This window comes from Desulfomicrobium escambiense DSM 10707 (assembly GCF_000428825.1).
GTDB classification, from domain to species: Bacteria; Desulfobacterota; Desulfovibrionia; order Desulfovibrionales; family Desulfomicrobiaceae; genus Desulfomicrobium; species Desulfomicrobium escambiense.
Genome location: NZ_AUAR01000007.1, coordinates 35,996 through 62,385, shown reverse-complemented (window position 1 = coordinate 62,385; position 26,390 = coordinate 35,996). Strand labels below are relative to the sequence as shown.

Annotated in this window: 19 protein-coding genes; 13 read left to right on the top strand and 6 right to left on the bottom strand. The window is 60.4% G+C overall.

Annotated features, from left to right (window positions below; genetic code table 11):
• Window positions 1-48: 48 nt before the first annotated feature.
• From G394_RS0107950 to G394_RS0107925, 6 genes are all read right to left on the bottom strand, one after another.
• Window positions 49-2,088, bottom strand: a complete 2,040-nt coding sequence (locus G394_RS0107950) for a ThiF family adenylyltransferase (protein ID WP_028577206.1) — start codon at window positions 2,086-2,088, stop codon at window positions 49-51.
• Window positions 2,089-2,196: 108 nt separating this feature from the next.
• Window positions 2,197-3,057, bottom strand: coding sequence for a PEP-CTERM sorting domain-containing protein (locus G394_RS0107945; protein ID WP_028577205.1), 861 nt, complete (start codon window positions 3,055-3,057; stop codon window positions 2,197-2,199).
• Between the two features lie 229 nt (window positions 3,058-3,286).
• Window positions 3,287-5,578: an efflux RND transporter permease subunit gene (locus G394_RS0107940; protein ID WP_245578290.1), complete on the bottom strand. Its 2,292-nt coding sequence runs from the start codon at window positions 5,576-5,578 to the stop codon at window positions 3,287-3,289.
• Between the two features lie 3 nt (window positions 5,579-5,581).
• On the bottom strand, window positions 5,582-6,460 hold the full coding sequence (locus tag G394_RS0107935; RefSeq protein WP_028577203.1) for an N-acyl amino acid synthase FeeM domain-containing protein: 879 nt from the start codon (window positions 6,458-6,460) through the stop codon (window positions 5,582-5,584).
• A 284-nt stretch (window positions 6,461-6,744) separates the two neighbouring features.
• Entirely contained in the window at window positions 6,745-8,547 is a 1,803-nt protein-coding gene (locus G394_RS0107930) for an AMIN domain-containing protein (RefSeq protein ID WP_028577202.1), read from the bottom strand.
• A gap of 236 nt (window positions 8,548-8,783) precedes the next feature.
• Window positions 8,784-9,578 (bottom strand): outer membrane lipoprotein-sorting protein, encoded by a 795-nt coding sequence (locus tag G394_RS0107925; RefSeq protein ID WP_051307044.1) that lies wholly within the window; start codon window positions 9,576-9,578, stop codon window positions 8,784-8,786.
• An 844-nt stretch (window positions 9,579-10,422) separates the two neighbouring features.
• On the opposite strand from G394_RS0107925, the gene prsT reads away from it, so the two are divergent.
• From prsT to G394_RS0107860, 13 genes are all read left to right on the top strand, one after another.
• On the top strand, window positions 10,423-13,080 hold the full coding sequence (gene prsT / locus G394_RS0107920) for an XrtA/PEP-CTERM system TPR-repeat protein PrsT (RefSeq protein WP_028577200.1): 2,658 nt from the start codon (window positions 10,423-10,425) through the stop codon (window positions 13,078-13,080).
• A 171-nt stretch (window positions 13,081-13,251) separates the two neighbouring features.
• Entirely contained in the window at window positions 13,252-14,619 is a 1,368-nt protein-coding gene (locus G394_RS0107915; protein ID WP_028577199.1) for a TIGR03013 family XrtA/PEP-CTERM system glycosyltransferase, read from the top strand.
• Window positions 14,620-14,666: 47 nt separating this feature from the next.
• Window positions 14,667-15,461, top strand: coding sequence for a polysaccharide biosynthesis/export family protein (locus tag G394_RS0107910; protein ID WP_245578289.1), 795 nt, complete (start codon window positions 14,667-14,669; stop codon window positions 15,459-15,461).
• Window positions 15,462-15,482: 21 nt separating this feature from the next.
• Window positions 15,483-16,949, top strand: a complete 1,467-nt coding sequence (locus G394_RS0107905) for an XrtA system polysaccharide chain length determinant (RefSeq protein WP_028577197.1) — start codon at window positions 15,483-15,485, stop codon at window positions 16,947-16,949.
• Between the two features lie 58 nt (window positions 16,950-17,007).
• Window positions 17,008-17,814: an XrtA-associated tyrosine autokinase gene (locus G394_RS0107900; RefSeq protein ID WP_028577196.1), complete on the top strand. Its 807-nt coding sequence runs from the start codon at window positions 17,008-17,010 to the stop codon at window positions 17,812-17,814.
• Window position 17,815: 1 nt separating this feature from the next.
• Window positions 17,816-19,000: an XrtA/PEP-CTERM system-associated ATPase gene (locus G394_RS0107895; RefSeq protein ID WP_028577195.1), complete on the top strand. Its 1,185-nt coding sequence runs from the start codon at window positions 17,816-17,818 to the stop codon at window positions 18,998-19,000.
• A gap of 43 nt (window positions 19,001-19,043) precedes the next feature.
• Complete coding sequence (locus G394_RS0107890; protein ID WP_043775138.1) at window positions 19,044-20,303, top strand: TIGR03016 family PEP-CTERM system-associated outer membrane protein; 1,260 nt, start codon at window positions 19,044-19,046, stop codon at window positions 20,301-20,303.
• A gap of 188 nt (window positions 20,304-20,491) precedes the next feature.
• Window positions 20,492-21,355 carry an XrtA system polysaccharide deacetylase gene (locus tag G394_RS0107885; protein WP_028577193.1) on the top strand — a complete coding sequence of 288 codons (864 nt, stop codon included), beginning with the start codon at window positions 20,492-20,494 and terminating at the stop codon, window positions 21,353-21,355.
• A gap of 52 nt (window positions 21,356-21,407) precedes the next feature.
• Window positions 21,408-22,022 carry a uridine kinase gene (gene udk / locus G394_RS18455; protein ID WP_051307043.1) on the top strand — a complete coding sequence of 205 codons (615 nt, stop codon included), beginning with the start codon at window positions 21,408-21,410 and terminating at the stop codon, window positions 22,020-22,022.
• A gap of 29 nt (window positions 22,023-22,051) precedes the next feature.
• Complete coding sequence (locus G394_RS0107875) at window positions 22,052-22,846, top strand: class I SAM-dependent methyltransferase (RefSeq protein WP_028577192.1); 795 nt, start codon at window positions 22,052-22,054, stop codon at window positions 22,844-22,846.
• A 75-nt stretch (window positions 22,847-22,921) separates the two neighbouring features.
• The gene (locus tag G394_RS0107870) at window positions 22,922-24,028 is read left to right on the top strand and encodes a hypothetical protein (RefSeq protein ID WP_156902521.1); all 1,107 of its coding nucleotides are present in this window, start codon (window positions 22,922-22,924) and stop codon (window positions 24,026-24,028) included.
• A gap of 12 nt (window positions 24,029-24,040) precedes the next feature.
• Window positions 24,041-25,276, top strand: coding sequence for an O-antigen ligase family protein (locus tag G394_RS0107865; protein ID WP_028577190.1), 1,236 nt, complete (start codon window positions 24,041-24,043; stop codon window positions 25,274-25,276).
• Window positions 25,273-26,388: a glycosyltransferase family 2 protein gene (locus tag G394_RS0107860; protein ID WP_028577189.1), complete on the top strand. Its 1,116-nt coding sequence runs from the start codon at window positions 25,273-25,275 to the stop codon at window positions 26,386-26,388. The genes G394_RS0107865 and G394_RS0107860 overlap by 4 nt, the downstream gene beginning before the upstream one ends.
• The last annotated feature ends 2 nt before the right edge of the window (window positions 26,389-26,390 follow it).

The following is a 26,390-nucleotide window of genomic DNA, read 5'->3' as shown; positions in this document are numbered from 1 at the left end:
TGCAGAATTCGGAAGCCTCCGGCCCGGGTGAACGTCGCGGGCTTTATTTCATGGCATGCGAAAGGTGTCGACGCCCTTGCGCAGGGTACGGTGGCGTATCCCTGGGCCATAGCCGGTGCGGAACAGCATGACCAGACCCTGACGGTTGAAATTCACGCCTGTGAAGAGCGCCTGCAACTCGTCCCAGACCACTTCAAGCATTGACCTGTGGCCGCCGGCAAAGGCATCCTCCCCTTCCCACAGCCAGCGCAGCCAGAACAGCGTAACGGCCGTCATGGGCTGCATCTGCAGGCCGTGATGGTCCAGGGCCAGCCAGATCCGCTGCAGCGCCTGCCCGCCGAGCAGAAAGTCGCGCTCTTCGAAACCATCGACGACAACCAGCCCCGCAGCCCCGCTGGCGAGGATGCCGCGGCCCGAGTGCAGGGCGGCCAGCCGTCCGAGGCGCAGGGCATTGGCGATGCGCATGGCCTGCCACGGCCTGGTCAGACGCAGGAAGACGTCACCGGCCCGGCCGGCCTCAAGGTTCGGCAAAGGCAGGCCGTCCCGCGTCCGCTGTGCGTCGTGGGCGCTGAAGCGGACCATGGAGACGAAATGTTCGTGCAGTCCCCTGTGCTCCGTGCGGATTCTGTCCGCCAGGTAGACCACCCTGGCCAGCCTGCGCAGCTGGCTGCGCGTCGTCAGCAGGTGCAGGTCCGCACCGGGCATGTCAGTCAGGCGAGCTTTGAGATCTTCCTGCAGCCAGGCCGGCAACGGCCGTCGCGAGTACGGACGGCGGTTGGTACAGCGCGTCCATATGCAGCGCGCCAGGGGTGATGGGTCGGGGGCGCCGGGTTCAAATCGCACCTCGGCCATGAGATTCTCCTGCGCGGCGTCCGGCCGTATCGTCACGGTCGCGCGCAACCCAGCGGACGCGGCTGCCAGGGAGATGTTCTCCAGCGCAGCCCCGGAAGCGATGACCGATGCGGTCTGGCGGATGTTGAAGAATGACCTGTCCGCGTCGGAATCCATGAAGACCTGGATGGCGTTGTCTGTCAGCCGAAAGCGCCATGGCTGGACGTTGTCGCCCGAGGGGGCGCGCACGGCGGCCTGGAGCAGGTAGTCCGCCATCTCGGGCGACGGAACGGCGGATGGCGTGTCGACCGCGGCCGGCATTGGCGGTACTTCCGGCCGGGCCTTGGCCGCGGCGGCGAGGAGCACGTTGCGCACGTACCAGATCTTGAGGCGCTGTAGGGGCGAGCGGTTGCCCCAGGGCAGCCTGCCCTGGCGCAGCGTGCGGAGATACGGGTCGACCTGCAGGAAAGAGGGCGCAGGCTTCAGGCCCGGCCTGCCCAGGATGACACGTACGGCCTCGGTCGCGGCGAGGGCGGCGCAAAGCTGGCAGGCGATGCTCAAGGACGGCCCCTTGCCGCCGCGCAGATCCACGCGGGAGAGGTCCATGTAGCCGATCTGCGTCGGCCTGGGCGCAAGGCCCATGGCGAAATGCAGGTACTTCTCCTCCATGGACAGGCTATCGCGTACGTCGAAGTACTCATCGAAGGACATGCCGTCCGCGGTGAAGACCAGCAACGCGGAGCTGAAGCCCAGGGGGCCGGCGGTGATGACCGGGATGCCCATGGAACGGGCCGTATTGAAAAGCGTGCGCCGGATTTCGAACTGGAAAAAATCGAGGCCGTCGAGGACCGCGTCGACTCCGCTCAGGAATCTGGCCATGTTATCCATGGTCAGGCCGTCGGAGAACGGGTCGATGGACACGAATGGGTTGATGGCCAGGGCCTCGCCGATCATGACCTCGAGCTTGGGGCGGCCGAAGGCCGGCACCTTGGCCCCGGCCTGCCGGTTCACGTTGGCCGCCTCGAAGACGTCGAAGTCCGCCAAGTTGAAATTTCCGATGCCAGTGCGCACGAGGTTGAGCAGGTGGACGCCGCCGACCCCGCCCATGCCGGGTATGGCCACCCTGGCCCCGGCCAGGCGTTCCTGTTCTCCGGGCGAGAGCAGGCCTATGTTGCGGGAAAATGCGACGTCATGGTAGGCGGCGGGGTCAAGGTAGCCCAGGGCGCTCAGATGTTCCAGATGCTCGTTTCGCTTCACGGTCGGCCCCCTGGTTTTGCTGTCGGCGTACGAAAAATGCCGGGAATTGTGAGCACGAAAAGCCGGGAAGAGAGTCTCTTCCCGGCTCGGCAGAGCGATGAGGCAACGTTACTCAGCTTTGCGGCGGCGGGCCATGAAGCCCAGCCCCAGCAGTCCGGCACCGAGGAGTATCACGGTCGTCGGTTCCGGGACAGGCGCATGGCGGACCGTTCCGGAATTCTCAACGGTCAGGTTGAGTGCGATCGGAATCTGGTCGCCGTTAAGGATCGGGACGGCGGTCAGCAGGTTGGCGTTGATGTCGGCATACCCGAGGATGGAACTCAGATCCGTGAGTTCCTTTCCGTCGATGTACCAGAAGTTGTCGAGGACGCTGGCAAATCCCATGGTGAAGCTGAACGCGCCGTTGAGTTCAGCGCCTTCGTCCAGAAGGAATCCTGTGGCGCCGGCCTTGATCAGGTCGAACGTGGCCAGGGTGTATTCCGGGGCGCCTGCAAGGTCCGTGGAGGCGTACAGGGAAACGCTGCCGACCCCAGGAGTGAAGATGATGTCGTAGGTGTTGCCCACCACATTGTCGATGTAGCCGGCAAGGCCTTCGAATTCATAGTAGATGTATGCAGGGATATTCTGAAGGACATCGTCGATGGTCACGAATTTTCCGAAAAATGACGCGGTGCCGTCCTTGGTGACGATGCCTAACGCTCCGTATTCGGTGAAGGTGTCACCATTGGAGAGCATATGGTCGGCACCGAGATCCTGCAGGATGTGGGACTTGAAGGGGAAGTCCTCCCCGGCGTTGGTGATGCCGATGACCTCATCGTAGGTGATGTTGTCCAGAGGTGTGATGCCTCCGACATAAGCGTTATAGCCGATGGTGCTCAGATCCCACATCACCGAGGAATACGCCCACGCACTTCCGCAGAACAGGGTGGCCATAAGGGCCAGGAATGCTATTTTTTTGAATTTCAGCATAAAACCCTCCTGAAATCTGAAAAAAAAGTTAATATCCGGCTTAAGCCAAGCGCCTTTGTCACGAATCAGCATATTCTGTTCCATTTGCTCAATATTCGATATTCATTGAATAAAATTTTGAATTTGATGCGGCGATCCAGGACTTCTGTAAGGTCCGTCGACAAGCCGGGGTCGCGATATTTTACACCGCTCCGGAAGCGTCGGAAGCACGTTGATCGGCAGAAACGAGTCAGGAGGATGCGGGACGCCTGGAGAGGATGAAGGCGGGCAGCACGACCATGTCGCCGACCCAGGCGGTGAGCATGATCACGGCGCTTAGACCGCCGAAGCTGATGGTGGGTACGAAGCTACTCAGGACGAGGACGCCGAAGCCGATGACCAGGATGATGGACGAGGAGCAGATGCCCAGACCCTTCTCCAGCGTGACCGTGCGCAGCGCCTGGGGTATGGGCGTACCCCGGCCGCGTTGCGCGTTGTATTCGGTCAGGAAGTGGATGGTGTCGTCCACTGCGATGCCCAGGGCGACCACGGAGATGAGGGCCGTCGACGTGTTCAGGGGGATTCCGAGGGCGCCCATGAGGCCGAAGTTCAGCACGATGGGGAAGATGTTGGGCACGAGGCTCAGCGCACCGCTGCGCGCCGAACCCAGGGCCAGGAACATGATCAGCGTGATCACGGCGGCGGCCAGCGCCAGGCTCTCGACCTGTCCCCAGACCAGCGCGTCGATGGTGTTGACGTCCTGAACCGCCCGCCCGGTGATGCGTATACTCAAGTCTGCTGTTGCGTAGCGGGCGAGGAACCCGCGCAGGGCGTCGATGATCCTGGCCTGCCCCGCGGAGCTGTGCTCGGAGATGCGTAGGAGGATGCGGGCGTGGTCGTAGTCGGAGGTGACGAACTCGCCGAGTTCGTCCGAATCGTACAGCAGCAGGTATTGGGAGACGAGTTCCCTGCTTTCCGGAATGGCGTGGAACCGGCTGTCCTCGTCGTGGAAGGACATGTTCATGTCCTTGAGGAAGTCCACCATGGACATGGTCTTGTCCACCCCCGGCAACGCGCTTGCGAAGCCCTGAATGTCCTGGATCACGGCCAGGCTCTCCGGTTCACGGAACGCGTCGCGCCGCGGGGACCGTATGGAGACGTCCACGGTGCCCACTCCGCTCAGGTGCTCTTCGACGTAGCGCAAATCCTGCCGCAACCGGCTTGACTCCTTGAAATACTCCAGCAGGTTGGTTTCCACCCGAATTGTCGCTGCAAAGCCGACGGCCACGGTCACCAGCAACGCCGCGGACAGGGCTATGCGCCGGGGTCGGGCTTCGATGAAATCCGAGAGCCGGGACAGGAAGACATTAAGCCCCTTTGCCTTGAGGCTGTGGATGAAGACGGATTCGGGCCTGCACAAGAGCAGCAGGGGAGGCAGCAGCAGGAAGGAGAAGGCGAACTCGAAGAGCATGCCGGCCGAGGCCAGCCAGCCGAACTCCTTGATGGGCGGTATGTCGCTCACGATCAGCGAGATGAAACCCACGGCCGTGGTCAGGCTGGTCAGGAAACAGGGGACGATGACCCTCTGCAGCACGTGCTCCATGGCCCCGGCCGGGTCGAGTCCGCTTTCGAGCAGGCTCCTGTCCAGATGGGAGAAGATGTGCACCGAGTCTGCCAGAGCCAGGGCCATGACCAGCGGGGGCACGATGGTCGTCACGTTGTTCAGCGTGACGCCCATGAGCGGGAACAACCCCATGGTCGTACCCGTGCAGACGGAGATGTTGATCACGGCCAGGATGGTCAGGCGTACGCTGCGGAAGACCAGCCAGATGGTCAGGGCGATGAAGAGGTAGGTCACGGGGATGAAGACCGCCACGTCGGACTTCATGTACTGGCTGAGACTCAGGTTGGTCACCGTCCATCCGGCGAGATGGAACGAATCGCCCAGGCCGGCGTGCTCCGCCAGTATTTGCCTGGCCTTGTCGAGGAGACGCTTGCGGAAGCTGCCGTCCTCGGAGGCGTGGGCTTTGGGAAAGACTGCCAGGGCCGTGGAGCGGCCGTCGGCGGAAATGAGGTTGCCTACATACAGCGGGTTCTCGACGGCGTCGCGTCTAAGCTTCTCCAGGCTTTCGGCGTCGTCGGGGATGCGCTCCAGGAAGGGACGCACCTCGAAGTAGTCGGTCGAGCCGTGGATGTAGTCCACATTGGCCAGGCTCTGTACCTTGCGCACTTCGGGGATGCCCTTGAGGCCGGCGGTAATGTCGACGATGGCGCGCAGGCTTTGGGCCGTGAAGAGCGAATCGCTCGTGAAGGCGATCAGGAAGAACTCGTCATCGCCGAAGGTCTTTTTGATGGAGTCGTAGAAGGCGACGTCCGGGTCCCCTTCGAGGGTGAAATAGTCCACGTTGTCCACGGTCCTGACGGCCGGGAGCTGCATGAGGAACGGGAGCGCCAGCAGCGCCGACAGGATGAGGCAGACGGTGGGGCGGCGGGTCACCAGTTTCGGGATGAGCATTTTGACGGAGGATGGCAGGAGGCTCATGGCCTACACCCCGGCTCCGGTGTCGATGAACGGGTACAGATGGCGCATGTAATTGAGCTGTTCCTTGCTGAGGTTGCTGAAGATGTCGGGCCTCGCACCGAAGAAGAATTTCGCCGCCTCCGTCTCCATGGCATGTCTCTTTTCGTGGAAGGTCCAACCGTCCTGTAGCTCGGACATTGTCGTGCTCATTTTGCAGAAGAATTCGTGAAGGTTTCCGTCCACATCGAACGTCTGGTATTTTTCCAGGAGGTTCTGCTCGATGTGGTCCATGTTGATACGCAGCGCCACTGCAGGAGCTCCAACCCCAGCATAGAATCTTTCTGGGCCGAAGTCATCGAAGAGGAACATGGTTTTGTAGAAACTGACATGCTTCGGATTGACCATGATGCAGATGTCGTCGACGTTGTTGATCCGCGAATACTCGAACATGGTTTTGGACAGGAAGACCATCAGGTTGCACCAGCGGATTTCCCGGGGCGTGGCCAGCGCCGAGAGTTCCGTGAGCTTGCGCCCCTGATCGCGCAACTGGTTCAGCTCCGGACCATACAGGGCGTCCATGGGCAGCCCGAACAGTCTGCTGTCGAAGATCTGGGTCAGGGTCGAAATGACGGTCAGGTAGCTTCGGAAGATGAAGACGCACGTCGTGGGGAGGAAATTGAAGGCACTCAGGTGCAATTCGGTGGGGTGCGGGTTCTTGATGTATCCCGAGGCAAGGTACTCGCGGTAGACCAGGGCGAAGGATTGGGCGAACTCGTCGCGGTTCTCGGCGATCTTGATGTTCGGGCGGTCGATCTCCTCCAGCTTGGACTGGAGCATGGCTGAACGTCGCAGACGGACGGATCTGCGCCGTTCCAGGATGACGTGATCGGATTCGGCGCTCATGGTCGGTCCTCGCTTCGTGTTTTGAGCTCACGAGTGAGCTGCGCCGGGGTGCGCGTGCGGGAATGCCGAGCGCCACGCGGCGCGACGTGGCGCTGCTGGCGACGAAACGCTCTGGCTCCCGATTCAGCAAACATGCTCTGCCCTGCCGTTCAAGGTTTGCCCTGGGGCTGTGCTTCGTGCCGGGTTTCGATGCGGCGTGATTGAATGATGCCGTGCATTTTCTGCGCCATCGATCGGCACCCCGGACGTTCCCGTCGGAGGGCGAGGCGCGGGCGCGGAGGCGCTCAGAAGAAGCGGGTCGCCCTGAGGAAGACTTGGCTGTCGTCGCGGTAGCGTCCGAAAAGGGTGTCCTCAGGACCGAAGAACAGGTTGGTTCCGAGGGAGAGTTCGAGATCCCTGACGGAGGTCAGTATGGCTTCGGGGGTCAGGAAGGCCCCTCCGTTGGTCAGGTCCACGGCGTAGCGCAGCTTGAGCTTGGCGTTGCCGCGCAGGAACTCCCGGTTGACCTCGCCATTGAGGAAGACGTTGTCGCGGCTGAGAAAGAGGATGTCTGTTTCGTACCCGAAGATGTGCTGATGGGAGAGCTGGATGTTGGCGTACCAGTCATTCTGTCCCAGGTAGTCCACGCCCAGGACGGTGTGGACCATGGATTTCGAGACGGAGTCGAGGCTTTCCGTCGGAAAGGATTGCAGGTCGACATAGGCTGCCTCGCCCCTGAAACCGAACGAGCCGGCAGTGGTCTCGAACTCGGCGCCGAAGATGTTCTGGCGCCTGTAGTTGGCATGGAGCGTCGGACCGGCGGGGTCGAACGGGTCGAGATCCAGGTGAGGCGTCTTTTCCGTTGCGCGCAGGTAGCTCGCGGCAACATCCCACCCGCCTTGGGACAGGGATGCGCGCATTCCCCAGTCGGCGTTGTCCAATCCTTCCGGTTCGCTTTCCTCCACGCGCAGGCCGACGGGCTCCGTCCCGAGGAGCGCCCAAGTGTTGCCGGTATAGTCGAATTCGTTGGGTTCAAAGAAGGGAATGAAGACGGCTTCGAGGGTCGTTTTCCCGATGAAGGCGCGCAGCCGCGCCATCCAGTTGGGAAGCTTGCGGTCCTCGAGATCGGGAATGAGGTATTCGCGCATGTCCTGGGAATTCACGTTGTCCACCGGGCTGATCTGGTCAGTCTTGCCCCAGCGCACGATTTGCCTTCCCAGGCGCAGATCCCAGTCGGGGGTGGAGCGGAAGAGGTAGGCCTCGAAAAGGTCCAGGTCGTATTCGTCCGAAGCCGGGTCAGGGCCGAAGGAGAGGTAGTCGGACTGCACGGAGCCCAGCAGATATGCGGCTTCGGCGTTCGTTTTCGCGTTTTCGCCACCGGAAAAGCCCGCGGGCACCCATTTCCCTTCAACCCTGACGGTGTTGCGGAACATCCTGGGCTGACCAGGACTTTTTTCCTCGTCGAGTTCCTGTGCAACCTTGGCCATGAGGAAGCCCGAGAGGGATGCCTCGCCCCATCCGGAAGCGTCCGGCCGTGTGCGCTCTGTGACCGGGGATTCCCCGAGCAGCACGATTTTTTCGTTGTGCACCGTCGAGCCGGTGGCCGGGGATTCCCCGAGCAGTACGATTTTTTCGTTGTGCGCCGTCGAGTCGGCGGCTGGGGCCGGACCAGCCTGTCCGGTCGCTGGCGATTCGGCCTGGGCCGTCCCGCCATTTTCCGCGGTCAGGGTGAACACGAGCGACCGCCCGGCGGAATCGTCAACTGGCTGCCGTATATCGAGACGGTGGCTGACGGGTTGTTTCAGATCGAAGACGACCCGTACCGTTTGCGCATCGAATTGCGCGGCCCGGACGCGTTCGACGAGCGCATGGTTGGCAGGAATGCTGCGTGGCGCGCCGGGCAGGACGGCCGGGGCGATATCCACGACCAGCCGTATCGGGTCGGTCAGAGAAAAATGCTTCGTCTGCCGGGGCGCGCCGGATGCCGCGATGGTCAGGGTCAGGGCGTCCTTTTCCGTGGTCAGGGAAAGGTCCGAGAGCACGTGCCTCGCACTTGGGAAAAGCGGGGTGGCGGCGAGGAACATCGCGGCCAGGGCGACCAGGAGCACCGCCCGTCGCGCTCGCGTCGCCCTCGGCGTACGTGAGGGGAACGGCTGTCGTCTTTGGACTGGAGCTTTTGTGTGCATCGTTTCCCCGTCGCTTTTCAGGCGGTCCAGAAACCGCTTCCCGATTCCTTGCGGAATCCGCGCTGCCGCCGGGAGGTCGAACAGTCCCGCGTCGTGCGTGGATTCTTTCACGCTCTTTCGGCGGTTTCTCGCGTTTCTTTAACGGCGAAAGCCTTTTCTCACCAACTCTCCAGAGCCTGCTGGGTGAAGGCGGAGTCCGGGATGCCCGAATTGTACGTGATCTCCTTCGTTTCGAGAAGCGTTCTGTGCCCTGAGTGCAAATCCTCCATGACGACGCTGGTTTCGGTCCAGATGTCCTGGATGCGTTCCATCTGTTTCACGTTGAAGCGTTTGACCGGTTCCTTTCCGTCGATGAAGAAGTCCACCCGCAACGACAAGAGCATGTCCTTGGCCACCCAGGCGCGCACCATGGAGTACTGGGAATCGGTCCCGGCCTTGGGTCGGCTTTCCAGAATCCAGCAGGCCACCCCGCCCAGGGTTTCCTCGCCCGTCACGGCATGTTCGGAATCCTCGACGGCCCGTCTTTCCATATCCTCATAGGTGAAATCGGTGTTGACGAAGCTGCGCCCCTTCTGGCCGGCCACGATGCGCCGCGTCCGCTTGAGAGCCGGAAGATAGAGGAACTGCTCGGTTTCGCCCTGGTCTGTTTCGAGGGCCAGGAAGCCGGTGCCTTCGATGTCCGCCGGTGACGTAAACCGGATGATGCTCTTGCGCACGCCCTGCCTGTCCGCTGCGGTCACCGTAAGTTCGCGGACCCTCTTTTCCCCGGACGCGGGCACGAGTTCCATGGTCTGGCGCGATGTCATGTCCTCGCCGACGTACCTGTCGTGGACCATGCGGGCCAATTCCTGGCCCGACGGCGCTGCGTAGGAGATGGCTGCGTTGGCCGCGACGCACAGGGCACCGAGGAGGACTGGCAGGAGACGGACAGGGTTCTTCGGGAGGATGTCCATGATTCGCTCTCATTGGTTGCGGTTGCCTGTCGTCGGGTGGCGCAGGGGATTGTGCCGGTTGGATGCAGGGTGGAGGCGTTTTGACGGCGCCGGGTTCGGTTGCGTTGTAAGGATTCGCGACATGGATTCGGGAAATGCTTACACGCCCGCGCCTCCAGGGGCTCCGCTTGTGGCCGGACGGCCCGAACTTTGCCTCCTGAGCGCCGCAGGGCACGTGAAACCGTGTGGCGACGTGGCGTCTCGGTGAAACGGGAAGTCCTACACTGTCTTGCGAAATCGCGTATGGCCAAAAAAAATCTTCTCGGAAGGCGTGCCATACGGAGGTAAATCGATCCGGTGATATCATGTTGAAAGCATTGCTGATAGTTGTACTACATATGTCGTTGTTTATGTCATGTAGTTATCCTCATATCATAAAATTATTCAGTCATACAATAAAAAAAAATCATTTTGTGTATTCACAATAAAAAAAATGATGTATTGAGATGATAAACTCAACCATCGACAGTGAAGTTTAATTATTGGCAAATTATATTAAGCTACTAGGTGGAATGTGTACCGTTTTGGTCATGAATTGGGTTTGTGTGAATGAATTTCTCGTCATGTGCAAAGATTAAAATTTTGGCACAAAACAAATTTTGGTGGCGTAATGAGAGTGTTTTTCAGATTGAATTCAGTCCGTTGCACCTCCTTCTCCGATTCCGGGTCGGCGGGTGGGGGAGACTGGCCCCGAGATCGTGTTGGATTTTCGTGGTCACGGAGATCAGAACATTCCGTAATCACGTGGAGTCGTATTCTTTGACCGCTTCGTCATGTCGTCGGACGACTGTTTTGAGGAGGGAGAATGGTCAGGTTAGTCGCAACAGTGTTCGCTCTTTCGCTTCTGGTTATCACGGTTTCTTGCAAAAGCCATACCAAGGAGTCCTTGAACCAGGACGGGAAAAGCCTGCTTGAACAAGGGAACTTCAACGGGGCGATCATCCACTTCAAGAATGCCCTGGAGCAGGATGCAAACTTCGTCGAGGCGCGTTTCAACCTTGCGATGGCCTATGTCGAATCCGGGAAGCTGGAGCAGGCCGAGCGGGAATTTCAGAAGGTCCAGCTACAGAACCCCTACGACGACAGCGTGCGGTTCCAACTGGCGCGCATCGCCAATTACCAGAGCAGGCCGGCCGTGGCTGTGCCGCTTTTGATGAGTTTTCTCGAGAAGCACCCCGATGATGCCGGCGCGTATGAACAGCTCGCCCTTTCGGCCTCCATTTCCGGGGACGCGGTCCAATCGCGGGAATATCTCGAAAAGGCGCTGGCCATCGAACCCGGGCGGGTTTCTGCGCGGCTCGGATTGATTCACAATTTCATGACCCTGGGCGAGGGCGCCAAGGCCCGCGAAGCCATCGACAAGTTGCTGGCCGACGATCCCAAAAACCAGGCCGCGTTGCACGCCTTGGCGCGTCTCGAGGCCCAGGAGCGGGATCCGGAGGGTATGCTCGATGTCTATGCCCGCATTACCTCCATTGACCCCGGAGACCTTTTTGCGCGCTACAAGGAGGGAAGTCTGCTCATCGGCAAGGGACGCGCCGAAGAGGTCCGGGCGTCGGCCGAAAGCATGGTCAGGGACTACCCCAAAAAGCCCGAGGGCTATCGCCTGCTGGGCCTGTGCATGTTGCGCGAGGGCAAATACGAAGACGCGGTGACGGCGCTGAACACCTCCATCCGCATCGAGCCGGATCTGGAAACCTATTACCTGCTCGGACTGGCCCATTATTACCGCGGCAATCTGGAATTGGCCGTAACCCAGTTCCAGACGGTTCTGGATTACAGTCCGGGCTTTGCCCAGGCCCGCATCGTCCTCGCCGAGATATTCCTGCGTCAGGGGCGGGGCGCGGAAGCCGTGACCGTGGCGGACAGGATGATCGACACCTCTCCCGAGGATTTTCGCGGATTCGCCATCAAGGGCGACGGGCTGATGCTGGAGCGCAAGCCGCGCGAGGCTCTGGCCGAATACGCCAAGGCCAAGGGCATCGCGCCGTCGCACTACGGGCTGCTGCTCAAGTCCGGCCTTCTGATGCTGGCCCTGGGGGACAAGGGGGGGGAGCAGGAGCTTTTGAAGGCGCTTCAGGTCTCGCCCAACGGAACCGACTGCAGGCTGGCGCTGCACGACTATTATCTGCGCGCCGGGCGCGTTGACGAAGCCGTGAAGATTCTTGCCGACGGCCTGGATGGGAGCAGGTCCGACGCAATCCTGTACAATGCGCTGGCCAAGGTCTCCCTGGGGCGAAAAGACGCCGAAGGCGCCGAGGCCTACCTCCTCAAAGCGCGGGAGGCGAACCCGTCATATCTTCCGACCTACTACAACGCCGCCGTGTTCCGGCTCGTACAGGGCAAGCCTGACGAGGCCATGGCGCAGCTCGACCTGGCTCTCGGCATTTCCCCCGACGACGTGCGGGCCCTGACGGCTTCCGCCGCCGTGCTCGAAAGGCAGGGCAAGATCGAGGCGGCCAGGGAGCGGCTGGAGAAGGCGCAGGCCGGCGGCGACCTCGGGTCGACCCTGCTGCTTTCGGTCTTCCTGCAGCGTCACGGAATGAGTGACGAAGCGGTGGCCGTACTCGATCGGGGGTTGCAGAAGCAGCCTTCGAATCAGGATCTGATCCTGGCCAAGGCGAAGCTGCACATCGCGCGCAAGGAGACTGACAAGGCCATGGCGCTGTATGGCCAGCTCGAAGCGGCTGATCCGTGGACCGGAATCATGGAGAGAACCAGGGCCTGGATGGCCCTGGGCGAGTTCGACAAGGCCGAGGACAGCGCTCGCCGCCTCGTCGGCCTGGGGCCCGACAAGGCGAGGTCGTACCTGCCCCTGGCGGCCATCCTCGAAATCCGCGGGGACCGTGTGGGGGCGGAGGCCGCCTTGCGCAAGGGGCTGGAGAAAGAGCCCGGAAACGTTTCTGTCCTGACCATGCTCGGCGAACTCTATGTGCGCATGAAGGAGCCGGATAAGGCCCAAGCCATTTTCGACAGTGCGCTCGCTCTGGATCCCGCAAACCCGCATGCCCTGACAGGCAAGGGCATGATCGCGCAGCAGCAGAAAAACGAAGACGAGGCCGCCAGGCTGTACCTGCAGGCCGTGCAGGCCAGGAACGACTTTGTTCCCGCTCTGAACAACCTGGCCATGCTCTGGGCCGATGGCGAGAAGACCCGCATGCAGGCGGTGCATCTCGCCATGGCCGCCTTTGCCCGCGCCGGAACGGACGCGTCGGTTACAGACACCCTGGGGTACGTCCTGTTGCGCAACAACCGTTCGGAGGAGGCTCTCGGCGTGTTGGAAAGGGCATCCACTCTGGCGCCCGGCAACAGGGAGATCATGTACCACAAGGGGCTGGCCCTGGAACAGCTGGGGCGCAGGGAAGAGGCCAGACTGGCACTGGAGGAGGCGGTGCGCGGGGAGGACTTTGGCGCAAAGCCCGAGGCTGAAGCCTTGCTGAAGAAATTGCAAACCGGCTCCTGAGTCGCGGACAGGCGCTCGAAAAGGAGGGGGCTGCAAAAGAGGTTTTCAGAATTCGTGCTGCCGCTCATCAAGCGGCATGAAGGCGGAACGGGGGCGGACGACGCTGACGAATGAGGCCCCATCCCGCGATCCGCACAATCCGGCTTCCGAGTCCTGCCGGAAGGAGGACGAATGGCTGACCTGGTATTGAGAAACCTTGCTTCCGACATAGTCTGGGCCGTGCTGGCGCTGGCAACGTCGCTGGCGGTGCTGGCTCCGCCGCTGAAGGTGATCCTGAACAACACCCTGTTGCCGGAGGCGGGCGGTTTCCTGGTCCTGGCCATCCTGCCGTCGGTGATCGTCTGGACCTATTGCGGGCTGCGCCATCTCAGGCTCCGCATTCCATCAGCCATCCTCTGTCAGATCTGCGTCACCTTGATCTCCATGGCTCTGTTTCACGCTCTCCTCAGTCCAAGCCGCATGACCTCCGGGGACGAACAGATCGCCCTGCTCGGCTTCTGCGTCTTTTCCGGCTTCAAGGTCGCGGAGTTCCTTTTCGCCAAGTTCCGTCGGGCGTTCCTGGGCCTGGGCAAGCGCATTCTCATTGTCGGGGGTGGCGCGCAGGCCCGGCTCGTCGAGGAGTACATCAAGCTGCACAGGCGGGACCTGACTCTCCTGGGCTGGGTTTCCTGCCCGGCCAGGGAGTGCGCCCCGGACGGGGACGGCGGGAGCGCCGCTGTCGAGGACAAGTCCGGCCTGCTGCGTCTGGCGCAGAATTTCATGGCCGACCAGATCGTGGTTTCCCTGGGGGAACGCCGAGGAGTCTTCCCCGTCGATGATCTGCTGAGCTGCAAGCTGCACGGGATCGACGTTGTTGACGCCCCTTCATTTTTCGAACTGGCCACGCGCAAGCTTCTCATCGAGAACATCACCCCCAGTTGGTTCATCTTCGGCCAGGGGTTCAAGGTGACCTGGCTCTTGCGTCTGGGGAAGCGCATCCTTGATGTCGCGGCGTCCCTGTCGGGTCTGCTGGTTTTCATGCCGCTGGTGCCGTTCATCTGTCTCGCCATCAAACTCGATTCGCCGGGGCCCGTCCTGTTCCGCCAGACCCGCGTCGGCCGCGGCGACCGCAGCTTCCGTCTCATGAAGTTCCGCTCCATGTACCAGGACGCGGAATCCAGGACAGGGGCCGTATGGTCCCAACAAAACGACCCGAGGATCACATGCGTCGGCAATTTTCTTCGCAAGACACGCCTCGATGAAATTCCGCAATTATTCAATATCTTATGGGGTGAAATGTCTGTTGTCGGTCCTCGACCTGAACGGCCGGAGTTCATCAATGAGTTGAAGAAAAGCATACCGTATTATTCCGAAAGACATTATGTTAAGCCAGGGCTTACTGGATGGGCTCAAGTATGCTATCCATATGGATCTTCAATAGAAGACTCTCTTGAGAAATTAAGATACGATTTATATTATATAAAACATATGTCGATTTTGTTTGATATATACATAATTTTAAAAACATTTAAGGTCGTTTTTGCCGGAAATGGGAGGTAGGTATGTATTTATGTTCTCGTATTGTAATAAGTGTACGTAAACTTTCCGTGCTTGCCCTGGCCCTGATTTTGGCCGTCGCGTTTTCAGCGAATTTTGGTCTGGCGAAGGAGTACGTCATCGGCGGGGGCGACAAGCTCCAGATTTTCGTCTGGGGAGAACCGGACCTTTCCGTTTTGGCCTTGGTGCGGCCTGACGGGCGCATCTCCCTGCCGGGCGCCGGGGAGTTGATGGCCGAGGGGCTGACGCCGGAGGACCTGCAGAAGGAGGTTACGGCCAAGCTGGCCTCCCTGGTCAAAAACCCGCTGGTCACCGTTTCCATGGCTGAGATCTGCAACAGCAAAGTCTACATCATCGGCGGCGGAGTTCCTTCGGGGACGTTCGACCTCAGGCAGAAAACGACGCTGCTGCAGTTGCTTGCGGGGATGGATCTGACCCGGGCCGACCTCAAGGGGGCGCATGTCATGCGCGGTCCGACGCGACTCGATCGCGACTTCGACCGGCTGCTGCACCAGGGCGATATGAGCCAGGACATCGCCTTGGAGAACAATGACGTCATATTTTTCCCCGCGCTTCCGGAGCCGTACATCTATGTGCTCGGCGCAGTGAACGCCCCGCGCGCCCTGGCCTTCAAGGAAGGGATGACGGTCATGGACGCCCTGCTCGAGAGCGGTGGGTTCAACAAGTTCGCCAAGCGCAACGACACCGTGATCGTGCGGAGGGAAAATGGCGGCGAGAAGCGTATCAGGGTCCGGGCCCAGGATTTGGCGGAAGGCAAGGACCTGACGCAGAACGTGCTTCTGCAGCGCGGGGACTACATCATCGCCAGCGAAGGTTTCTTTTAACCCACGGGAGCGCGCGTTCCTATGAATCACGAACTGTATCTGGAAGTGCGGCGGTACACCCGGCTGCTGCTTTCACGCAAGCGGGTGGTCGTTGTGGCGGTGCTGCTGGTCATGACCCTGGGGATGGCTGCCAGTTTCCTTCTGCCCAGGAAGTATGAAGCCACGAGCACGGTGTTCATCGAGCAGAGCGTTATCGGCGATCTGGTCAAGGGCATCGCAGTCACCCCGTCCATGGAGGCGAAGATCAAGGTTCTGGCCCTGGCCATGCTCAGCCGTGAATCCCTGTCCCAGGTGCTGCGCATCCTGGACAAGGACGTCTATCTGAACACGGATGCCGAGCGCGAGGAATACATCGCCAAGCTGCGGGACAGGATATCCATCAAGCTGGACGAGAAGCGGGGTGTTTTCTTCATCACTTATGCGGATTGGGACCCGGTTTTCGCACGGGATCTCGTCAACACCATCACCCAAGTCTACATCGAGTCCAACACCGCGGCCAAGCGCAACGAGTCCCTGGAGGCGACGCGCTTTCTGAGCGCCCAGATCGAAAGCTTCAAGAAGCGCATCGACGCCGTCGAGGACGAGGTCAACCGCTACAAGGCGGAACACGGCATGCAGCTGGCCGTGGACGAAACCATCATCCGCTACGAGATCGCCGAGTCGGAGAAGAAGCTGGAGGCCATCCGCGGCCGCCGTTTCGCCCTGGAGACGCAGCAGCAGCTCCTGCCTTCGGGCGGCGGGGATGGCGGGAATGTCGCCGAGATGGAGCGCCAGCTGAAGGTGCTCAAGACCGCGTACACCGACAGCCATCCCAAGGTCGTGCGCCTGAAGGATCAGATCGCGGTGGCCCGGGCCAACCCGCAGCGGGGCGGAAGCGGCGCGGCAACCCAGACCAGGGCGATGATCAGGGCCGAACTCGAAGGCATCAGGATGCAGGAAGAGGCGGAATTGCGGACCATCGAGGACAAGAGGCTGCTGCTGCGGGAGATGCCGACCATCCGCACCGGGCTCGAAGAGCTGTTGCGCAAGAAGCAGAACGAAACGGAGATCTACAACCAGCTTGTGACCCGTTACGGCCAGTCCGAAGTGTCCAAGCAGATGGAGATCGAGAACAAGTCCATGACCTTCCGCATCGTCGACCCGGCGGTACTTCCCGAAATACCGGTCTTCCCCAACCGTCCCCTGATCATCTTCGGCAGCCTAGTGCTCGGTATCGGCACGGGCCTGGCCCTGGTCATCCTGCCGTACATGATGGGCGGGGCGGTCAGGAGCGTGGCCGACCTGCGCGTGCTGAACCAGCGCGTTCTGGCGGTGCTGCCCGTGATCCCCAAACCCGAGGAGGAGCGGAGGCGCAGGAAGGCCGACCGGATCTTCATGGCGGGGGCCCTGGTCTATTTTTCCCTGCTTCTGGCGGTGGGAATCTTGGAGGCCATGGGCAGCCCGTACCTGGAGCAGGTGATCGGTCGGATTTCAGGGTGGCGGTCGTGAGCGGCGCGGGGCGCGAAAGGACGGTTTCCAAACACGTGCAGGAAAACAGGAAGACCATATGAGCAGAATCGAAGACGCATTGGCCAAGGCGGCGGGATTTCAGCACTCCGGCGGCAGGGGCGGGGGGCTGCCCGGCATCGAGCGCAGACCTCTGGTGGACAGCGGGTCTTTGCGTGTTGCGCGGCTGCCCGAGGAAACCATGGTCGTGGTCAACGCCCCCCTGTCGCCCGTCGCCGAGGAATACCGCAAGCTGAAGGAAGCGCTGGTCAAGATGACCAGGCGGGAGCGATTCGACAACCTCATCGCCGTCACCAGCGCCACCGTGGGCGAAGGCAAGAGCATGACGGCCATCAATCTGGCCGTCAGTCTGGCGGGGGAATACGACCATACCGTCCTGCTGATCGACTCGGATCTGCGCCGTCCCTGCGTCAACAAGTACCTCGGACTGACGGCGTCGCGGGGGCTTTCGGACTGCCTGCGGGAAGGCCTCGACGTGGGCGAACTCCTCGTCAAGACCGATATCGGCAGGTTGTCCGTCCTGCCTGCGGGCACGCCCATCGCAAACCCGGTGGAGCTCTTCACCTCCGAGACCATGCGCCGCCTTTTCCGGGAGATGAAGAACCGTTACGGGGACCGCTACATCATCATCGACACCCCGCCCGTACTGCCGTTTGCCGAGACGCGCTCCATAGCAGGCATAGCCGACGGGGTGCTGCTGGTCGTCAGGGAAGGGCAGGCGTCCCTGGACCAGATCCAGGAGACCATCGAAGCCCTGGACGGGAAGGTTCTGGGGATCGTCTACAACGGGGCCCAGATCGAAGGGCGCGCGTCGTATTACTCGTACTCTTACCAAGGGCAGGCCTGACGTGTACGCGGAATTCTTCGGACTGCGGGAAAAACCCTTCGACCTGCTGCCCAACCCGGACTTTCTCTATCCGAGCAGGGCGCACAAGCGTGCACTGACGTATCTGACCCACGGGATCAGGGAACGCGCCGGCTTCATCCTGCTGACGGGCGAGGTGGGGTCGGGCAAGACCACGCTGATCCGCAACATGATCCGCAGCCAACTCAGGGACAGCGTCCTGGCCAAGGTCTTCAACACCCGCGTGGACTCCCTCCAGCTGCTGGCGCAGATCAACGCGGATTTCGGCCTGGTCACGGATGGAAAGGACAAATCCACCCTGTTGCGGGAACTGAACGATTTTCTGGTCGAGCAGTACGCGCGGCGTCGTCCGGCCGTACTCGTCATCGACGAGGCGCAGAACCTTTCGGCCGGAATCCTGGAGGAGGTGCGCATGCTCTCCAACCTCGAGACGGACCGGGACAAGCTGCTGCAGATCATCCTCGTCGGGCAACCCGAACTCCGAGACATCCTGGCTCGCGGGGAGCTTCTGCAACTGCGTCAGCGCATCCAGATCAACTGCCATCTGCAGCCCCTGAATGCGGCGGAGGTGCGCGAGTACATCCAGTTCAGGCTGGAAAAGGCGGGCAACCGGGACGCCCTGGTCCTGAGCGACGACGCCGTGTCGGCCATCGCCTCCTACACGCGGGGAGTTCCGCGTCTGGTCAACATCCTGTGCGACTACATCATGATCGACGCCTTTTCGGCCCGGAACAACGCGGTCGACGGAAAGATCGTGCACGAACTCGCCGCGGATCTGTCCTTCGAGTCCCAGTATTGGGAGGCCAAGGCTCCGCAGCCCGTCCCGGAGGACGGGGCAGGGGAGAAGGGCTTTGCGGCTGACGGTGGTCAGGGCGTTTCCCTTGTTACGGGGCAGGCCAAGATCCTGAGCGTCATCGGCTCCATGAACAAGCGCATCGAAACACTGGAGTTCATGCCCGTATGGGACCACGCCGCGTTGCTCGAACTGCGTGAGCGCATGGAGAAGCTGGAGGCGCATGTGGAATCGAGCCTCAGGGACTTCCGCTTGGCGCACCAGCAGCTGCGCAGCGACATATCCATGCGGGACCGGCCTCCCCAGGACGAACCGGACGCGAAGACGCAGCCCGGAGCCATGAAGGCCTTGTGGCGGTACCTGTGGGGCAACTAGGGGCGTTGCGGGTTTGAATCTTCATCTATCGGGAGGCATGGGGATGAGAGCGATTACGGGAATTCAGCTGGCGATCACCGTGTGTTTCGTGGCCGTCGCCTCAGGTGTCTGGGCCGAGCCGGCCTGGCAGGCTTCCGTGAGCGTGAGTGAGGAGTTCAACGACAACACGAAAGAGGAACGTCACGGCGAAGAGGATTACGTTACCGCCCTGCGACCCGCGCTCTCCTATAAAAACGAGGGGGGTAGACTGGAATTCGACGCCGCCTACAGGGGGGACTACCGATATTACGCACGGCAGACCCGGGACGAGGAGTTCAACCACGACCTGAGGGCCCATGCCCTGCTCGACGCCATGGACAGCTTCCTGTTCCTGGAAGCCTCGGACGTCTATCGCCTGGTCAACAGGGACCGCACCTTGGGGGACGCGTCGGAGGATGACGGTACGACAAGGCTCGTGCAGCAGAACATGTTCACCATCTCTCCGTATATCGCGCCGCGGTTCGGCGAACGCGGCAGCGCCAGGATCGGGTATGCCTTGAGCAACATCTGGTACGACGACGAGGACATGGATTCCAAGGACATCCACCGCGGCTTCGTGGACGGGGAATACGGGCTTTCTTCCACCGCGGCGCTGCTCGGCGGGTATTCCTACACGGTGGAGGTGTCCGAGGATGAAACCGTGGACAGGCACATCGTCTATGCCGGCGGCCGGTACGCATATTCCGAAAACGGAGAGGTCTTCGCGAAAATCGGTCCGCACTTCACGCGCTATCGCGACGAAGGATCGTCCACATCGGGCCTGTACTGGGATGCGGGACTCAATCACGATTTCGGGGTGGTGGCCCTGCAGATTCTGACGGGCGTCTCCTTCGAGGACGATCCCGACACCGCGGACACATATGAACGCCGTTTCGGCACGGTCCGCCTGACCAAGGCCTGGACCCGCACCACCGCGAGCATCTGGACCACCATCGAGGACTACGACGAGAACTACGACGAGGACTACGACGAAAGGGATCAAAGGGATGGGGACGACGGGGAGTCCGTGCGCCGCACGGTCTTGGGACTGAACGTCGTCCGGGAGTTGACATCGCGGCTGACCGGGACGGTCGGACTCAGCCGCGACTTCAGGGACGATTCCGACGACACCAGGAGATGGTACGCGAACCTGCTTCTGGCGTATGCCGTGACTGAAAGGATGAACATCGGATGCTACTACAGGTTCAAGGATTCTTCGTCGGATGATCCGGACGAGGAATTTACGGTGAACAGGGTTGGGGTGCAGTTGACCATGATTTTTTAAGAGGAGCTTTCTGCACATGTTGTCGCCATAAACCGTGTTGAGATCGAAATGTTCACGCAGATTTCATTTTCTGTTCCGCGCCAACGGTGTTCTTGTTGACGGTTTTGCGCAAAGATCTGCGTCAGTGCAGCAAGCAGGCTCGTTGAATGATCCAGACAGCGTTGTGATGCCATGGGCGGGTGGGATGGATGAAAAATGCACTGACCATTGACGTGGAAGATTACTATCAGGTGACGGCTTTCGAGGGCGTCGTGGAACGGCGGGATTGGGGCATGTACCCTTCCCGGGTCGAAGCCAACACCGACAGGGTGCTCGATCTTCTGGACGAACACGGACTCAAGGGCACCTTCTTCGTACTAGGTTGGATCGCCGAGCGGCACCCGCAGATCGTGAGAGCCATCATCGGGCGGGGGCACGAGGTCGCCTGTCACGGCTACGGCCATGAACGCATCTACAACCTCGCACCCGATGGCTTTCGCGCCGACGTCCGCAAGTCCAAGGATCTCCTCGAGAATCTGTCCGGCACGCCCGTCATGGGGTTCAGGGCTCCGAGCTACTCCATCACCAGCAAGTCCCTGTGGGCGCTGGACATCCTCATCGAGGAAGGTTTCTCGTACGATTCGAGCATCTTCCCGATCCTGCACGACCATTACGGCATTCCCGGGGCGGAGCGCTTTCCGCACACGCTGCGCAGGGACGCCGGAAGCATACGCGAGTTCCCCCTGTCGACTCTGGCATTTCAACTTCCAGGGCGCAGGATCACCTTGCCCATAGCGGGCGGAGGATACCTGCGCTTCCTGCCCGTCAACCTCATTTCCTGGGGCATGCGGCGTATCAATCAGGTCGAAGGCCAGCCCGCGGTCTTGTATTTCCATCCTTGGGAAATCGACCCGGATCAACCGCGCATCAAGGCGAAGTTCAAGTCAAGGTTTAGACATTACGTCAACCTTGACGCGACAGAAGGAAAGATACGGCATCTTTTCAAGATGTTGGAGTTCGATACCATGGCCGGGGTCCTTCGCCTGGGCGGTGTTGAATCGGACAGAACTTGAGGGTTTGAAAAATTCGGCCAGGGGCGGACGAAAGACGAAAGAGGAATGTGTCATGGCAATGAAGGACGACTGCTATGTCATCGGAATCTGCGGCGGGTCAGGGGCGGGCAAGACCACCCTGGCCACGATGCTGGCCCGAGCCTTTCTGCCCGAGCAGGTCGCCCTTGTGTCGCAGGATCGTTACTACCGGGATCTTTCCCATCTCCTGCCACGGGAAAGAGCGGGCGTGAACTTCGACCATCCCGACGCGTTGGAGTGGGAACTGCTGCGCGATCATTTGTGCGAACTGAAATCGCGTCGGGATGTCCGCGCGCCCGCATACGACTTCGCCACGCACACACGAAACGGCGAGGCAGCAATTCAGGCATCCCGGATCGTCATCCTCGAAGGACACTTGATTTTTCATGCGGAACCCGTCCGCAGGTTGCTGGACTTGAAAGTGTATCTCCATCAGGAGCCAGATGTACTGCTCACGAGAAGGATCATGCGTGATGTACAAGAAAGAGGTAGATCGTTGGATATGGTCATTGACCAATATTTTTCAACGGTAAGAACAATGTACTATGATTATGTAGTGCCGAGCAGAAAGTGGGCAGATGTCGATGTTTTGTTTGATGATTCGGAGCTATGCGTCCAAAAAATAATGAAAACCATATCTGATTTGTGACGCGATATGCGCGTGTAAGGGGGCGCCTCGTGTACGGTTCAGAAAAACGACATGCCGAAAGCAACCTGTTGAAGAAGATTGGGTATGCCCTACTGGGAGAGCTTCACGTTCCCGGGCGCCTGCGCGCCTACCATGTGCAGCGGAAGATCCGGGAACTCGGTTTCGCGCCCGAGGACGGATTGCGCGTTCTCGATGCGGGCTGCGGGCGCGGCGACCTGGTTGTGAGCTTTTCGAAGGCCAATCCTTCCTGGCAGGTGACGGGCATCGACCTCGAACCCGAGCGGATTGCGATCGCCCGGGCGGTGCGGGACAGGATCGGGTTGAAAAATGCGGAATATATCGAAGGTTCCGTGTTGGAACTGAGCCACGACGGGCGGTACGACATGGTTACATGCTGCGATGTCCTTGAACACATACAAGATGACGTCTCCGTCATGAAAAAGTTCCATGGCAGCCTGAAGCGCGGCGGGGTGCTGCTGCTGACGTTCCCGTCAATCCCGCAGCGAAGGCATCTCGGGCTGGTCAAATGGAGGGAGCGACGCATCGGATTCAGCAACGAAGACTACGGCCATGTCAGGGACGGGTATTCGATCGACCAAATCCGGGGCATCCTCACGGGGATCGGCTTCAGGGACGTCGCGTGCGCGTACACGTTCGGCCTGTGGGGGACGCTGTGCTTCGACCTGTTCTTTGCGGCCGGCGACAATCGTCCAAACCCAGTGGTCTTCCTGCTGCTTTTTCCTGTGCTGATGGGCTTGGCGTTCCTGGATGTCCACTTTCCATCCCGACAGGGGTCGGCGCTCCTGGTCACGGCGTACAAATAGATGAACAGGCACGAACCACTTCCAACGCTTTGCAGCCGGGACCCGCGCAGGGACGCGTATCTGCGGGACGTGCTCGTGATGGCGCTGGACATTCTCGGCGGCGCCCCGACGTTCCGCGATGCGACCGTCATTCTCACGGGGAGCCTTGCCCGGGGGGAAGCGTCCGTGGTCCTGTGCGCCGATGGGTACGAATCGCTGAGCGACATGGAATTCCTGGTCACCCTGAAAAACCCGCCCCGGTCGCTGTCGCCCGGTGGTGAACTGGCGGACATCGAGGCCGAAGTGAACAGGGCGGTCCGAGAGAAGGGTTTCTGCTGTCACGTTGAATTCACATATGCCTTGCATCGATATTTTTCCGAAGCAAAACCAAGCATATTTTCGCATGAATTGAGATCATGCGGTAAGGTTGTTGCGGGATCGGATGAACCTATCAGTCTCATGAGAACGTATTCTCCAGAACAGATTCCGCGCATCGACGCTTTCAACATGATTTGCAACAGAGTTATAGAGCAGCTTGAGTCGTTAAAGCAAATTTCGTTATTCCATGATGATCGAACAATGCGTATTTTCAGATATGCCATAGTCAAATTTTATATCGACATGGCGACATCAATCCTTGTTTTTGTCGGCCAATACGTACCCGGATACCAGCAGAGACGGGACGCGATACGCGTCCTCGATTGGAACCGGGTCAAGGCGTTGCCGAGGCACGAGGAACTGGTGGGGAAAATCGACGCATGGACAGAGGTCAAGCTTGCGCCGACGCTGCAGGACCTTCGGTATGATGACGATGCAGAGGCGTTGGCCGAGTGGCGGGAGCTTGCCGGCATGGCGCTGTCGGTGTGGGCCTGGGAGGCGGAACAGCTTGCCGCCTCCGGCAGCGCGGGTTCCGGAGTGCCTGCAGCGGGCGCGGGGCGTTTCGAGGTTCTCGCGGAAATGTTCAGATCGCAGGCGCGGTATCTTCGCCGCATTCTGAAAGGCGGGGGTGTGCCTCTCCCCCCTTTGCGCTATCTGTGCGGTGACCCTCGCCAACGGATCTACGCCGATGCAGTGTCCATGTACAAAGGACTTGCGTTGGCAATGAAGTCCTGTGGCGGCGATATCCGCTCCGAGTTGCGGAATCATTTTGACGATATCGATACGTTGATCGACACGTGGAGGCATTGTTTCAGGAACTCATGACAAAGGATTGTTATGATTTTTTATTACATCATGCTTTTTCTTCTTCCGTTCAACAATCATCCTATTTTATCGTACAACATGAACGGAATAACTCCAGTGAAATTTTTCGGTGGACTCGCCCTATGCGTGGCCCTTGTCGAAATTTTCGGAAAAGGCTGGGGACAGGGACAGTTCAGGACACCGATCAGCAAGCTGTTCATGGCGTTCATCATTGCCTACTATGCCGCATTGATCGCCAATCATTCAAATAACTATAATCCTCAAGACGTTCTTCGATTTAATTCGATAGTTATTTTCTTTGTTACTACTGTCATTCTTGTAAATAACAAGGAAAGATTCATAAATGTGATATATGTTCTTCTTGCGTGCATGAATGTTGCGTCTGCGTATGTTATCCGCGAATATATACTCTATGGGTGGAAATACGAAAATTTCAGGCCTTCCGGCCTCTTCGGTGACCCGAACTATTCGGCGCTCAATCTGCTGACAGTCATCCCGGTGGCCGTTCTCCTGTGCAGAAAGAGCCAGAACGGCAAGGTCAGGTTTTTCTCGTATGTCTCGTTGTTTCTGTATCTCACGGCCCTGGGCCTGACGCAGTCCAGGGGCGCTTTCGTCGCCTTCGGGGTGATGACTGTCCCGCTCATGTTCGCTCTGAAATTCCAACCCAGGACCATTGCCGTCCTGTCCCTGCTCATCGGGGTGGTCCTGGCCTTCATGCCCGTCGATCTCTCGTCACGTTTCGACTTGGAGCGTACCGGGGTCAGAAGGTCTACGGACTCTAGGTACGAGCTGATCGTGGCCGGATGGAACATGTCGAAACGCCACATGCTTTTCGGGGTTGGACCCGGCAATTTCAAGGTGAATTCCGCACTCTACAACGAGATGGTGGCCCGCAACCAGATCGCCCACAATTCCTACGTATCCCTGGCCGCGGAATTGGGGCTGCCCGGAATCATCGTGTTCGCGCTTATCGCCCTGCGCGTCCTTGGCAGCCTGAAACGCCTGTCCGCCGGGGATGCGGTCGATGCGCCCGTTTCCCTCATCGCCTCGGGCATGCGCATTGGACTCATCGGGTATCTTGTCGGAGCCCTGTTTCTGTCGGCGGAATACGAGAAACTTTTCTGGCTCTACTGTTTCGTGACGGCGGCCGTCACACGCTTCACCTTCGTCACGGCATCGAACGGGAGCGAGGTCGCGGCGACAGGAAAACTCCGGCAGACCCGCGCCGCAGGGAGGGTTCCGGGATGACAGCCCTTGCCGTGACCATCGTCTTCCTGCTGGCCTATCCGTATGCGGTGTATCCGCTGGTTCTGGCGGTCGCTTCGCGCGCACTCCCCGTGGCGCAGCCGCCGGTCGCGGAGGGAAGTCTGCCCTCCGTGAGCGTTCTCCTCTCCGTGTTCAATGAAGAGAGCACCATCCACGCCAAAATGGAGAACGTCATGACCCTCGATTACCCCGCCGACAGGCTCGAACTCGTCGTGGTGTCCGACGGGTCCACCGACCGCACGGAGGACTTGATCCGAGCCTACACCGCGCCAAACGTCCGGCTGCTCGTCCAGGCCCGCGAGGGCAAGACTTCGGCCCTGAACAGGGCGGCGGCCTCGTCGAGGTCCGACCTCCTCGTCTTCACCGACGCCAACGCTTTCTTCCGTCCCGACGCTCTGCGTCGTCTGACGGCCCCTTTTTTCGATCACGGCGTCGGACTGGTCAGTGGGCGCGTGCTTCCCCTCGACCCCGGCACGCGCGAGTCGGGTTTCGGGCGCTTCGAGTCCTTTCTCAAGGAGCGCGAGAGCAGGCTGGGCGTGATCGCCGGAGCGGACGGGGCAATTTACGCACTGCGGCGGAACCTCTACCGCCCGCTGCCGCCATTCACCATCAACGACTTTCATCACCCCTGGTCCGTGGCGCTGCAGGGCCTTCGCAGCCGTTTCGCGCCGGATGCCGTGGCCCGTGAGGAGACGGAGGGCGATTTAGAGCGGGAGGTCTCGCGGCAGAAGCGGATGGTCAACCAGGCGCTGCTTGTCGCCAGGGACATGCTGCCGCGGCTTCTGGCGCAGGGCCGTTTTCTCGCCGCGTGGGTGCTGGTGTCCCACAAGATCCTGCGTTGGTTGCATTTTCCGCTGCTTCTTCTTTTTCTGGCCTGGGCTGCAGCCTTCGGGTCCTGGCCCATTCTCGCCGCCGCAGCGGCCTATCCGGCCATGTTCGCGGCGATCCATGCCCGCATCCGGCGCCACGACCTGCCTCGCGCAGTAGGCGTGCTCTACCGATTTCAGCTCGTGCACTTTGCCTATCTCCTCGGAGCGATAGACCATCTGCGCGGCCGCAGGGCGGTGACCTGGAACCCGCGCGGGGGGGCGTGACC